The sequence below is a fragment of the Pseudomonas sp. Tri1 genome (assembly GCF_017968885.1).
Taxonomy (GTDB): Bacteria; Pseudomonadota; Gammaproteobacteria; order Pseudomonadales; family Pseudomonadaceae; genus Aquipseudomonas.
In genome coordinates, this window is the sequence record NZ_CP072913.1 from 6,290,149 (window position 1) to 6,303,117 (window position 12,969).

The 12,969-nt window shown below is 62.8% G+C and carries 8 protein-coding genes; 2 read left to right on the forward strand and 6 right to left on the reverse strand.

Going from position 1 to position 12,969, the window contains the following annotated elements; all coding sequences use genetic code 11:
* Positions 1–596: 596 nt before the first annotated feature.
* From J9870_RS27475 to J9870_RS27500, 6 genes are all read right to left on the reverse strand, one after another.
* Positions 597–1,067: a chemotaxis protein CheW gene (locus tag J9870_RS27475; RefSeq protein ID WP_210641755.1), complete on the reverse strand. Its 471-nt coding sequence runs from the start codon at positions 1,065–1,067 to the stop codon at positions 597–599.
* On the reverse strand, positions 1,060–6,987 hold the full coding sequence (locus J9870_RS27480) for an Hpt domain-containing protein (protein ID WP_210641756.1): 5,928 nt from the start codon (positions 6,985–6,987) through the stop codon (positions 1,060–1,062). Before J9870_RS27480 ends, J9870_RS27475 begins: the two co-directional genes overlap by 8 nt.
* A gap of 192 nt (positions 6,988–7,179) precedes the next feature.
* Positions 7,180–9,240, reverse strand: coding sequence for a methyl-accepting chemotaxis protein (locus J9870_RS27485; RefSeq protein ID WP_210641759.1), 2,061 nt, complete (start codon positions 9,238–9,240; stop codon positions 7,180–7,182).
* 158 nt (positions 9,241–9,398) lie between these two features.
* Positions 9,399–9,938 carry a chemotaxis protein CheW gene (locus J9870_RS27490; RefSeq protein WP_210641761.1) on the reverse strand — a complete coding sequence of 180 codons (540 nt, stop codon included), beginning with the start codon at positions 9,936–9,938 and terminating at the stop codon, positions 9,399–9,401.
* 10 nt (positions 9,939–9,948) lie between these two features.
* A complete protein-coding gene (gene pilH / locus J9870_RS27495; protein ID WP_210641763.1) occupies positions 9,949–10,314 on the reverse strand; it encodes a twitching motility response regulator PilH in 366 nt (121 codons plus the stop codon).
* A gap of 46 nt (positions 10,315–10,360) precedes the next feature.
* Positions 10,361–10,789 (reverse strand): response regulator, encoded by a 429-nt coding sequence (locus J9870_RS27500; protein WP_210641764.1) that lies wholly within the window; start codon positions 10,787–10,789, stop codon positions 10,361–10,363.
* Positions 10,790–11,013: 224 nt separating this feature from the next.
* On the opposite strand from J9870_RS27500, the gene gshB reads away from it, so the two are divergent.
* Together gshB and J9870_RS27510 are read left to right on the forward strand one after the other, a co-directional pair.
* Positions 11,014–11,967, forward strand: coding sequence for a glutathione synthase (gene gshB, locus J9870_RS27505; RefSeq protein ID WP_210641766.1), 954 nt, complete (start codon positions 11,014–11,016; stop codon positions 11,965–11,967).
* A 77-nt stretch (positions 11,968–12,044) separates the two neighbouring features.
* On the forward strand, positions 12,045–12,941 hold the full coding sequence (locus J9870_RS27510) for an energy transducer TonB (protein ID WP_210641768.1): 897 nt from the start codon (positions 12,045–12,047) through the stop codon (positions 12,939–12,941).
* The last annotated feature ends 28 nt before the right edge of the window (positions 12,942–12,969 follow it).

The following is a 12,969-nucleotide window of genomic DNA, read 5'->3' on the forward strand; positions in this document are numbered from 1 at the left end:
TGGGGCGAGGGCATCAATCAAGCTTAGCGGCGGATCGTTACGGTTGGAGTAATGGTTTGCGATAAACACAAATCAAAATGTGGGAGCGAGCTTGCTCCCACAGGTCCAGCCCAAACAGGTCTGATGGTGTACACCGCCCGCAAGAGCCAGGCCGGCTGTCAGGCCGCCTCGCGGTGGACGTTGATTTCGGCGCCCCGTTAACCACGATGGCCGAACGTAGGTATTGCGTAGTGGGCACCTCGGCATGGATGCCGAGGTAGCCGCGCTGGGCCATGGATGGCCCTTCGCGGCGGGCCCACGGAGCAATGCCGGAGTGAGGGCATGCCGAGCCTAGGCGAGGCACCGAGTGGTGGGGCAGAAGCGTTTTGCTTACTTTTGCGCTTCTCAAAAGTGAGCCGCCGTCAGGGCGGAACCCTGAGTAGCCGTTGCCGCAGCAATGGATATGTACTCAGTCAACAACATCCGGGCCGGCTGTCAGGCCGCCATCGCGAGCAAGCTCGCTCCCACAGTTTGATCGAAGTACAACCGGGAGAAACAGGTCGGCTATAAGGCCGCTTCGCGAGCAAGCTCGCTCCCACAGAGAAGATGTGCATGGCTCAGGGTTTGTGGTGTTGAACCAACCCCGCGGCCACCACCAATTCTTCCAACGCCAACAAATCCGGCACTTTCGCCACATGCTCGCCCACTTGCACCGCCGCCTGTTCCAGCCCGCACAGCGGTACATCGACGTAGCTCAGCTGAGTGTCGAGCTTGTAGGAGCGCGGGATGCCTTGCACCAGCAGCGCGATGAAGCGCAGCTCCGGGCGCCCGCCCAAGGCGTTGAGGATGACAATGCGTGCTCGCTCGCCAATCACGGTTTTCTGGCCACAGGCCGATTCGAAGCTCAGCAGTGGGATTTGTCGCTCGCGCCAGCTCACCCAACCGAGGAACCACGGCGGGGTGTCCATATCGAAGGCGCTGCTTTGATAGTCGATCAGTTCGGCCACGGCCACGTTGGGCAGGATCAGATGCCGGTCGGCCAGGGGCAGCAACAGGCCGGTGAGGTGGCTGGTGCGGTGCTCATGCATGGGTCTTGCTCCAGTGGGCGATGCTGTCGAGCAGCACCGATTCCTGGTACGGCTTGCCCAGGTAGTCGTTGACGCCAATAGCCATGGCACGGTCGCGGTGTTTCTGGCCGGTGCGGGAGGTGATCATGATGATTGGCAGGTGCGCCAGGCGCGGGTCATTGCGCACCTGTGTGGCCACTTCGAAGCCGTCCATGCGCGGCATCTCGATGTCCAGCAGCATCAGGTCCGGGGAGTGCTCGGCCAGCAACGCCATGGCGTCCACACCGTCCTTGGCGGTGAGCACGTGCATGCCATGGCGCTCCAGCAGGCGGCTGGTGACCTTGCGGACCGTCACCGAGTCGTCCACCACCAACACCAACAGCGGCCGCTGATGTTCGCCCTCGCCTTGCGACGCTGCCGAGTGGCGCGGGACTTGGTGGGGCAAGGCGCGGATCGGCGCCAGCAGGTCGAGGATCAATACCACCCGGCCATCCCCCAGGATGGTCGCCCCAGACAGGCCCTGCACCGCCGAGAACTGCGGGCCGAGGCTCTTGACCACGATCTCCCGGGTACCGGCGGTCGAGTCCACCTGCACCGCGATATGTCGTTCGTTGCACTGCATCAGCAGCACTGGCAAGGGTTGGCTCTGGCCCAGCAGTTTCGGACGAGCGCCGGTTTTCAGTAGCTCACCCAGGTAGCACAGCTCATAGCGTTGCCCTGCGTAGGTGTAGCTCGGAGGGTCGAGCTGGTAATAGCCATCCAGCTCGGCGGGTAGCACCCGGACGATGCTTTCGATGGTGTTCAGCGGAATCGCGTACTGGTCTTCATGACACTGCACCATCAACGCCCGGTTGACCGCCACGGTAAACGGCAGGCGGATGCGAAAATGCACGCCCTGCCCCGGCGTGGAGTCGATGACCATGCTGCCGCCCAGTTGCCGCACCTCTTCATGGACCACGTCCATGCCGACGCCGCGCCCGGAGATCTGGGTGATTTTTTCCGCGGTGGAAAACCCCGGCTGCAGGATGAACTGCAGCACGTCGCGGTCGTTCATGTCGCTGTCAGGGGCGAGCAAGCCGCGCTTGATCGCCTTGCGCCGCACCGCATCCAGCGGTACGCCAGCGCCGTCGTCGCGGATGTCGAAAATGATGTCGCCACCTTCCCGGGACAGGTCGAGGCTGATGCGCCCACGGGCCGGTTTGCCAGCGGCAATGCGCACATCGGCCGGTTCCAGGCCATGGTCGACGGCGTTGCGCAGCATGTGCTCCAGAGGCGCAGCCATGCGCTCCAACACGTTGCGATCCATCTCGCCGTCGGCGTTGCCGACCACGAACTCCACGTCTTTGCCCAGTTCCTGGGCCACTTGCCGGACGATGCGTTTGAGGCGCGGCAACATGCGCTCGAACGGCACCATGCGCGTACGCATCAGACCTTCCTGGAGTTCGGTGTTAATGCGCCCCTGCTGTTGCAGTAAATTCTCGGCATCGTGGTTGCTGCGGTCTAGGGTCTCCTTGAGGTCGAGCAGATCCGAGGCGGATTCGAACAGCGCCCGGGACAACTGCTGCAACTGGGAATGGCGGTCCATTTCCAGTGGATCGAACTCTTCATAGCCCAGGCGCTCGGCCTCTACCTGCTGACGGCTGAGGATCCGCCCCTGGGTTTCAGTATCGAGACGACGCAACTGATCACGCATCCGTTCGATGGTGGTTTCCATCTCGCTCAACGCCACGCGCGCGTCGTTGACCTGCTGTTCGATGCGTCCACGGAAAATCGAGGTTTCACCGGCCAGGTTCACCAGGTCATCGAGCAGTTCGGCGGAGACCTTGACCATGTCCGCACCGTCGCCCGGTGCCGCGGGCTCGGTTCTGGCAGGTGCAGGCGACGGGGCCGGAGCCGGAGCCGGTTCCGGGGCAGAGACGGCTTCGGGCGCCTCGCGCTCCTGCGGATGGTTCACCGCCTGGATCTGTGCGATCAGCCGGTCCGCCAACGGACACGGTTGGCCGGCGCGCACTGCGTCGAGCATCTGGGCGATTCGGTCATGGCTGCTTTGCAACAAGGCGAACAGCGCCGGAGTCGGCTGCAACAGCCCCGCCGACAGGCCTTCATACAGGTTCTCCAGCTCATGGGCCAGGTCGCCGATGGGCACGATTTCCACCATCCGCGCGCCGCCCTTGAGGGTGTGCAAGTCCCGTAGCAAGGTTTCTACGGCCTGGCGGTTCGACGGATCTTCCTGCCAGCGCAGCAACGCCGCGCCCGAGCTGTCGAGGATGTCGAAGCCTTCCTCAAGGAAGATTTCCAGCAGTTCCGGATCATGCCCGGCCCCTTCGCCCCGGTTCGGGTCGGCCGACTCCATAGGATTGGGCTTGTCCTGACGGAAACGGCGAATGGCATCGATCAGTGCAACGGGATCGCCCAACGGCTGACCCTGCTGCAACTGCCCGAGCAACAGGTCGAGGCGTTCGTGGCTGCTGTTGAGCAGTTGCGCCAGTTCCTCGCTATAGCTGTAGCGGCGGTCCACCAACCCTTCGTAAAGATTTTCCAGCTCCTGGGCCAGGTCGCTCACTGGCCGCACGTCTGCCATCTTCGCGCCGCCCTTGAGGGTGTGCAGGTCACGTTGCAGCGAAGACAGCGGCGCACCGTTCTCCGGATCGGCCAACCAGCGCTGCAGCGCCTGGGCGGCGCTTTCGAGGATGTCCTGGGCCTCTTCGAGGAAGATCGCGGCGATGTCGTCGTCCACGCTGGTATCGGCCGGGGCGCTGCGTTCGAGTTCGGCCGTCGCACTGCCCAATTCGCGGATGCTCAGGGTGCGGCTGCCATCGCTGCGGATCAGGCCGGTGGCCGATGGGTCGAGGCTGGTCTCGAGCAGGCTGCGCAAGGCTTGCACGCGTTCGGGTTGCGGACGCACATGTTGCCCGGCGGCCAGCTCATCGAGCATGTCGATCAGGGCTTCATGGGCGCGTTGCGCTTCCTGGAAAAACCCGTCGCTGACCGTCAGGCTGCTTTCTTCCACCGCGCCATAAAGGTCCAGCAAGGCTTCGCAGAGTTCGTCTATCGGGTGCAAGTCGGCCAGGTGCGCGCCTTCGCCAAGGGTGGTCAACTCATCCAGCAGCGCACTCAGTTCCTGGCCTTCGCCAGGGTGCTGCTGCCAGCGCTGCAACAGGCTTTCGGCGTCCAGCAGGATGTCCATGCCCTGGGCGAGGAAGTTGTTGATCAGTTGTGGATCCCGCCTGGTCCGCAAGCCTTTGTCCGGTGCACTGAGGGCCGCTTGCAGGCGCCCGGCCAACAGCGCCTGGGCTCGTTGGATCAGATCCTCGGCACCTGGGATCGGCGCCAACGGTTCACTGTGTAACTGGCGCAGGCCCAGGCGTAGCAGGCCTTCGGCCTCCAGCAACAGTTCGACTTCATCCAGGTCGAGGGCAATCAGGTGCGCCTTGTATTCCCGGGCCAGTTCGTCCATCGCGCCGGCCAGTTCGGCAATCGGCAGTACGCCGGCCATGGAGGCGCTGCCCTTGAGGGTATGCAAGGCCCGTTGCAATTCATCACTGGCCTGCAGCGGCAGGTGCTCGGCAGCCTGGTCAAGAAAGCGATTGAGGCTGGCGAGATGGCCCTGGGCTTCGTTGTCGAAGATCTTCAGCAGCAACGGATCGAGGGCGACCACATCCTGCTCGTCTTCATCTTCCTCGTCACCGCCCTTGGCCAGGGCATGCGCGCGGACAGCCAGGCGGTCGACGTCGTCACGCTGACGCTGGCGATGGGCGGCGAACTCGCTGACCAGCGCGGGAAGCAATTGCACCGTTTCCTCGATCAACTGCCGCACCGACGCATCGGCTTCGACGCTGCGCTCCAGCACTCGGTTGAGCAGGTTTTCCACGGCCCAGGCCAGCTCACCGAGCACCAGCGCCCGGACCATCCGACCGCTGCCCTTGAGGGTATGGAAGGCCCGGCGCAGTTCACTCAGGGCGCCACGGTCGTCGGGGTGAGCCGTCCAGCGCGGCAGGTACTCACGCAGGATATCCAGCACTTCACCGGTTTCTTCGAGAAAGACCTCGCGCAGCTCATCGTCCACCGGGTGCTCATCCAGCGGCGGCGGCAGCAGGCTACCCGGGGTAGTCCTGGCTGGCGGGTTGACCGCCGAGACCGGACTGGCCAGTACTTCGGCCAAGGATTGCACCGTCTGTGGGTCATTGAGCTCCTGCAAGTCCTGCATCAACAGGGCTTCGTTGGGGCTCAGCACATCGTCAAGCAATGGCACCCGGGCTTCGTCGGGGAAATAACCGAGGGCGGCGAGGCTACGCTCAACCGCGTCCAACAAAGGTTCACCGGGGGTTTCCGGGTCTTCGCTCAAACGCTCCAGGTAGTACTCCAAGCCGGTGATCACGTCGGCCAGGTGGTCGAGCGCCTCCCAGCCCGGCTGGGCCTGGTCCAGCAGCAGATGTTCGCGGATGAAAGCGTTGCACGCCTCCACCAGACTGGCGGCGCGGCTCAGGGGGATCATCGCCAGGGCGCCACGAACCTGGGTCAACAACGCCGGCAAGGCCTGCAGTTGCTCGCGGTTCCAGTCGGCGTCGATGTAGTCGACGATCATGTCCTTGGCCTGCTGCAGACAGGTGTGGGCTTCCTTTATGACGATCTGGTGGATCTGGGTCAGGTCGGTGGTGGGCAGGTGGCTTTCTTCGCGGCTCTCGGGTTCGACAGTACCAACCATGCCGGCCAGGGTGGCCTCGACGTAGAGCAAGGCGCCGGCGACGTCCATGAGGGTCGCGTCATCGGGCTCGCGCTGGCCCTGGGCGAGGCTCAACACCACCGCCAGTTGATCGATGATGACCTTGCGCGGCTGGCCGAAACCGAGCACCGCCAGGGTATCGGCGATCTGTCGCAGGGGCGCCAGCAGGCTGTCCAGTTCCGAGGCGTGCTGGCGGTCGCTGCGCACGAACAGGTCGAGCCGCTCCTTGACCCGCACCAACTCTTCGCAGAGCGCAGTGAGCACCGAGCGCATGGCATCGCGGTCGGGCCCGGCCAGGCGCGCCCGTTCTTCGTCGACCATGGCGCTGTCCGGCAGCGCATCGTCCAGTGAGTAGCGTTCTTTCATGATCTGCATCTGCCCGCTGGGATGTTCGGCCTTGGCAATATAGAACAACAAGCTCTTGAGCAGGTGTGGCGGCGCCGGTTGATTGATACCCGGCATGCCCTGGTCCAACAGCCGCTTGAGTTCCTTGTCGGCCTCCTTGAACAGGCTGCGCAGCGCCGGGCTGTTGCCGATGCGCCCCTCGCGCATGCCTTCGACCAGGGCCGATGCCACCTGCCAGAGGGCATTGAGCGGCGCTCCGGCACATAACCCCTCCAGGCGATGAAAGACCTTGGCCAGATAACCGAGGTGGGTGGCGTCATCCTGTTCGCGCAGCAGGCCCACCAGGGCCATTTGCAGGGTCTGGCGCAATTTGCGCAGGGTGCCTGGCAAGTCCGGCGGTTCGAGGCGCTTCAAGGCCTCGTCGCTGAGTGGTGCAATCTCCGGCAACTCGGGGCTGAACAGGCTGGTCTCCGACAACAGGCTCTCGCCACGGGCGCTGCGCAGATCGTTGATCAGCGGCAGCACCACCAGCGGCAGGTCGCGGCGCGCGCCCTGTATGCGGTCCAGGTAGATCGGCAATTGCCCCAGAGCCTGGCTCAACAGGCTGATGGCTTCGTCGCGATGAACGATGCGGTTGTCCTGCAGGGCGGCGCACAGCTGCTCCATTTCCTCGGCCAACAATGCCGCGCCGTAGAACTCGACCATCTGCAGGCCGCCGTGGACCTGATGAATGCAGGCCAGGCATTGCCCGAGGGCATCCGACGCCTGCGGATCGTCCACCAGGCGGTTGAGGGCCTGATGGGCCTGCTTCAGCGTTTCGGCAATCTCGCCCTTGACCCATTCCAGGGCCACATAATCGTGCCGATCACCCATAACCACTCCAAATCCTGTGGCGAGGGGATTTAGCGAAACGTCGCACCACCCCGCTGGGGCGCGAAGCGGCCCCCAAAAATGCTGAATCCACCATCTATGTCCCAGACTGGCTATTTTGGGACTGCTTCGCAGTCCAGCGGGGATAACCCCCCTCGCCACAAATGATCTTCACCACCAGACAGGTCAAACCAGTCACCCTTTTTCCTCATCCGCCACCGGCCCCGCCGGCAAGGTAAACCCCGACACCGAACGGCGTAGCTGGCTGGCCATTTTCGCCAGGTTGCCAATGCTCTCGGCAGTGGCGGTGGAACCGGACGAGGTCTGCGTGGTGATCTGCTGGATCACGTTCATGGTCAAGGATATCTGCCCCGCCGAAGTGGTTTGTTGCTGGGCCGCGTTGGAAATGCTCTGGATCAGCGCCGCCAGAGTCTTGGACACCCCTTCGATTTCTTCCAGGGCCACACCGGCATCCTGGGCCAGTCGTGCGCCGCGTACCACTTCGGTGGTGGTCTGCTCCATGGAGATCACCGCCTCGTTGGTGTCGGCCTGGATCGCCCGCACCAGGGTCTCGATCTGCCGGGTCGCCGCCGAGGAGCGCTCCGCCAGCCGCTGCACTTCATCGGCCACCACCGCGAACCCGCGCCCGGCATCACCGGCCATGGACGCCTGGATGGCGGCGTTGAGGGCCAGGATGTTGGTCTGGTCGGCAATATCATCGATCAGGCTGACAATGTCGCCAATTTCCTGGGACGACTCCCCCAGGCGCTTGATGCGCTTGGCGGTGTCCTGGATCTGCTCGCGAATGTTGTCCATGCCATGAATGGTGTTGTGCACCACCTCGTTACCTTTGTTGGCGATCTCTACCGAGCGCTCGGCCACCGCCGACGATTCGGCGGCATTGGCCGAGACCTGATCGATGGACTGGGCCATTTCATTAATTGAAGTCGATGCTTCGCTGATCTGCTGGGCCTGGTGCTCGGAAGCCTGGGCCAGGTGCATGGCCGTGGCCTGGGTCTCCTGCACCGCAGCGGCGACCTGCCCGGCAGTGAGGTTGATGGTGGCGACCAGATCGCGCAGTTGATCCACCGAGTAATTGATGGAATCGGCGATGGTGCCGGTGAAGTCTTCGGTGACCGACGCGGTGACGGTCAAGTCGCCGTCGGCCAAGTCTTCGATTTCGTCCAGAAGACGCATGATCGCGTTCTGGTTGCGCTCATTCTTTTCTGCGGTTTCGCGCAACTGGCGGTTGGTTTCGCGGACCATCACCAGCCCGATCAGGATGATCGACATCAGCGCCAGCAGCCCCAGCACATAGCCGCCAATGCTGTTGGCGGCGCGCCCACCGGCCAGGTTCTCGAAAGCCGTGGCCAGGTGCGAAGCTTCGTCGAGCAGGGTTTGCGACAGGTTGAAAATGTTGCCCGCCGATTCGCGGACCTTGAATAGCTCCGGGGAGGTTTCCAGGATTTCGTCCACCGAACCGGAGACGAATTCGAAGAGTTCGCTGATTTCAGCCAGGCGCGCCCGGGCGTCGCGGTCCTGGACCTGGGAGATTTTCAAGGCCGGGTCACCCTGCAACATGCCATTGAGCACCTGGCCGAAGCGCGCGGCATCGCGACCAAAGGTGTCGGCGGCCTGGCTGGCGTTTTCGTCCCCGGCCAGCACGGTGTTCACCGCGCCGAGAATCCGTTCGGCCAGCAGCGACTGGCGCTGGGCCATGGCCACCTGCGTGGCGGGCGCGCCACGCTGGAGCAGGATCTCGACGACTTTTTCGTATTCGACCTGCAACTGCGGCACGGTTTCGGCCAGGGTCGCCGCCACTTGATGCAGCGACAGGACGGTCTGCTCGCTGGAGAGGATGGCATCGGTATTTTTCAGCAAGCGCTCCCAATCCAGCTGCACGGCGCGCATCTGCGGACGCAGGGTGGCGGGTGCCGGTGGCAGGCCGGTCACCGGATCGCCCTGCTTCAGGTAGCTCCAGCGCTGGGCGAAATCGTTGCGTGCATCGCTCAACAGCTTGAACGCCGCAGCCTTGCCCGCGGCGGCTTCGGTGGCGTTCTTGGCAATGCGCTGGGACAGCACGCGCAATTCACCGGCGTGGCCGATGTACTGCTTGTCGTAGGTGGATTGCGTGTTGAGGTAAGCGAAGTTGGCGAATAGCAGCATGATGAAGACAATCAACGCGACGAACAGCACGATGATCTGCGAACGACTGCGCGACGCTTCCAGTGGCTTGCCTGTTTTTGCTTTGATCATCGGTTCTCGCCTGTACTGCCCAATCCAACCAACTCAACGCCGCACCAATGTGGGAGCGAGCCTGCTCGCGATGGCCGCGACACATTCAACACTGATGCAAGCTGTACCGCCGCAATCGCGAGCAGGCTCGCTCCCACAAGGGGCTATGTTGCATCTTGTTAAATTGCCACATCCATGAACCCCGGCGAGCGCGTCAAGGCAAACGGGCTGAACACCTGCCACTGGCGCTCGCCGCGAAAACGACCTTTGACAAAGGCCGCCTCCGGGCCGTCGAGGCCGTCCGCAAACGTCGTTTCCAGGCTGTCCTGGGCAAAATGCTGCAGCCCGAGCACCTCATCCACCAGCAACCCGGTGAACACCTCGTCATGGTCCACCACCAGTACCCGACGCTGCTTGCGCACGGACGACAGCTCATGACCGAAGAAGCCGCACAAGTCCATCAGCGGCAACAATCGCCCACGCAGGTTAGCCACACCACGAACCCATGGCTTGACCCCGGGCAAGTGCGTGTAACGCGGCTCGTGCAGCACTTCACTGACTTCGCTCATGGGGGCCACGTACCAATGATCGCCCAGGCGAAAGCCGATGCCACTCCAACCGGCGCGATGGATCGGCTGGGACGGCAGGTCCGCCCCCAGCAACCGGCAGCGTCGATCGATCTGCAGCAGCAGCTCGAAGGCCGTCAGGGATTGGCTCATGACCGCGTCGTCAACCCGCCAACACTTTGTTCAGGGTCGCGATCAGGGTTTCTTCGTCCACCGGTTTGGTCAGGTAATCCTTCGCCCCTTGGCGCGTGCCCCAGACCTTGTCGGTGTCCTGGTCCTTGGTGGTGATGATGATCACCGGGATATGGCCGGTGTCCGGGTCCTTGGTCAACTGGCGCGTGGCCTGGAACCCGTTGAGGCCGGGCATGACGATGTCCATCAACACGGCATCGGGCTTTTCCTGGCGGGCCAGGGCTACGCCGTCGGCACCGTTTTCGGCCTTCAGGACCTGATGGCCGTGCCTTTCCAGCATGCCAGTCAGTTTGTACATTTCAGTCGGCGAATCATCGACGATCAGAATACGTGCCATGGTGTTCCCCATTTTTGTCGACCCCTGGCCTGGTGGCCAAGCGTCATTAATGTGCCTGGTGCGGCTGGACAGCGGTAAAGCCCGGAACATGGGCTTGTATCGCACCCAGCAGTTCTTCCTTGCTGAACGGCTTGGTCAAAAACTGATCGGAACCGACGATGCGCCCCTTGGCCTTGTCGAACAGCCCGTCCCGGGACGACAGCATGATCACCGGCGTGGCCTTGAACGCGCTGTTGTTCTTGATCAGGGCACAGGTCTGGTAGCCATCCAGGCGCGGCATCATGATGTCGACAAAGATAATGCCCGGGTGATGATCGGCGATCTTGGCCAGCGCATCGAAGCCGTCAATGGCCGTGATCACCTCGCACCCCACGTTGCGCAGCAAGGTTTCGGCGGTGCGGCGGATGGTCTTCGAGTCGTCGATGACCATGACCTTCAAGGCGCTGGGTTGCTGTTGCGTCGGATGCTCTGCCATTGCCGCTGCGGACCGGTTTTTAACGCTTAAGAGTGAACGACAGCGCAAACCCTTGATGTTCAAGGCCCGCACGTCACATGGCAGCCTTTTTAGCACAGTCTCCATCGCCGATCTATCGGCTGCGCGGTGCGGTGGTTTTTCCTTGACCGCTAATCTTCCGGGCGCCACTCTGACGCCACTTTTTCACGCCATTTGTGCCTATCAAATTTTCGAGGAACCAAGCCATGAGCGTACGCGTCGGCATTGTCATGGACCCTATCGCCAGCATTTCCTATAAAAAGGATAGCTCGCTGGCCATGCTGCTGGCCGCTCAAAAGCGCGGCTGGGAGCTGTTCTACATGGAGCAGCGCGACCTCTACCAGGCCGAAGGCCAGGCCCGGGCGCGAATGAAGCCGCTGAAAGTCTTCGCCAACCCCGAAAAGTGGTTCGAACTGGGCAAAGAAAGCGATGCGCTGCTGAGCGACCTGGACGTGATCCTGATGCGCAAGGATCCGCCATTCGACATGGAGTTCGTCTACTCCACCTACCTGCTGGAGCAGGCCGAAAATGCCGGTGTATTGGTGGTCAACAAGCCCCAGAGCCTGCGCGACTGCAACGAAAAACTGTTCGCCACGCTGTTCCCGCAGTGCACGCCGCCGACCATCGTCAGCCGTCGCCCGGATGTGTTGCGTGAATTTGCCGACCACCACGGCGACGTGATCCTCAAGCCTCTGGACGGCATGGGCGGTTCCTCGATCTTCCGTCACACCGCTGGCCACCCGAACCTTTCGGTGATCCTGGAAACCCTGACCTTGCACGGCAAGCAGCAGATCATGATCCAGGGCTACCTGCCGGCCATCGTCGACGGCGACAAGCGCATCCTGATGATCGACGGTGAACCGGTGGATTACTGCCTGGCACGCATTCCGGCAGCCGGCGAAACCCGCGGCAACCTGGCGGCTGGCGGTCGTGGCGAAGCCCGTCCGTTGACCGAGAAGGACCGCTGGATCGCCGCCCAGGTCGGTCCGACCCTGCGTGAGAAAGGCCTGTTGTTCGTGGGCCTGGACGTGATTGGCGAGCACCTGACCGAAATCAACGTCACCAGCCCGACCTGCATCCGCGAGATCGACAATGCCTTTGGCACCGACATCGGCGGGATGCTGATGGATGCCATCGATCAGAAGCTCAAGGCTCGTTGATCCAGATCCTGCTGAAGGAAACCCACATTGCGTTATCATGCCCGGCCTGAAAAAAACGCGATGTTGGTTTCCTTGTCATGACTCTCCCGTCCGATCTGCCCCAAGAGCTCGCCCATCGTGGCGTGCGCCCGGCTGATCGCCTCGGTTTTACCCTGTTCCTGGCGGCGCTGATCCACCTGGCCCTGCTGCTGGGTGTAGGGTTTGCCACGGTCGAGCCCAAGCAGATCAGCCAGACCCTGGAAATCACCCTGGCCACCTTCAAGAGCGAAACCAAGCCCAAGAAGGCGGATTTCCTGGCCCAGGACAACCAGCAAGGCAGTGGCACCCTGGAAAAAAAGGCGATTCCCAAGACCACCGAGATCGCGCCATTCCAGGACAACACGGTGCAGAAAGTCACCCCGCCGCCGGCCGCCAAGCCCGAAGTGCAGGAAACGGCGCCCAAGGCTGCCGTGACCACCGTGGCGCCAAAACCGAAAAAAGCCCCGGCCAAGGAAGAGGTCAAGCCTGACCCCAAGCCCCAGGCCCCGGCACCGACTTTCGACAGTTCCCAGTTGTCCAGCGACATCGCCAGCCTGGAAGCCGAACTGGCCCAGGAACAGCAGCTGTACGCCAAACGCCCGCGCATCCACCGCCTGAGCGCCGCCTCGACCATGCGCGACAAGGGCGCCTGGTACAAGGACGAATGGCGCAAGAAGGTCGAGCGCATCGGCAACCTCAACTACCCCGACGAAGCCCGGCGCAAACAGATCTATGGCAACCTGCGACTAATGGTCTCGATCAACCGCGACGGCTCGTTGTATGAAGTGCTGGTGCTCGAATCCTCCGGCCAACCCCTGCTGGACCAGGCCGCCCAGCGGATCGTGCGCCTGGCCGCGCCGTTCGCACCGTTTACCGGCGATCTGTCGGACATCGACCGGCTGGAAATCATCCGCACCTGGAAATTCGCCCGGGGCGACCGCCTGTCCAGTAACTGACACACCGCCAATCTTTTAGCCAGTATGA

Bases quoted from the DNA above. Each gene is read 5' to 3' on its own strand.
- J9870_RS27475 (WP_210641755.1), bottom strand. From the start codon at position 1,067: ATGCATGAGCACCGCACCAGCCACCTCACCGGCCTGTTGCTGCCCCTG.
- J9870_RS27490 (WP_210641761.1), bottom strand. From the start codon at position 9,938: ATGAGCCAATCCCTGACGGCCTTCGAGCTGCTGCTGCAGATCGATCGA.
- J9870_RS27485 (WP_210641759.1), bottom strand. From the start codon at position 9,240: ATGATCAAAGCAAAAACAGGCAAGCCACTGGAAGCGTCGCGCAGTCGT.
- gshB (WP_210641766.1), top strand. From the start codon at position 11,014: ATGAGCGTACGCGTCGGCATTGTCATGGACCCTATCGCCAGCATTTCC.
- J9870_RS27500 (WP_210641764.1), bottom strand. From the start codon at position 10,789: ATGGCAGAGCATCCGACGCAACAGCAACCCAGCGCCTTGAAGGTCATG.
- J9870_RS27510 (WP_210641768.1), top strand. From the start codon at position 12,045: ATGACTCTCCCGTCCGATCTGCCCCAAGAGCTCGCCCATCGTGGCGTG.
- pilH (WP_210641763.1), bottom strand. From the start codon at position 10,314: ATGGCACGTATTCTGATCGTCGATGATTCGCCGACTGAAATGTACAAA.
- J9870_RS27480 (WP_210641756.1), bottom strand. From the start codon at position 6,987: ATGGGTGATCGGCACGATTATGTGGCCCTGGAATGGGTCAAGGGCGAG.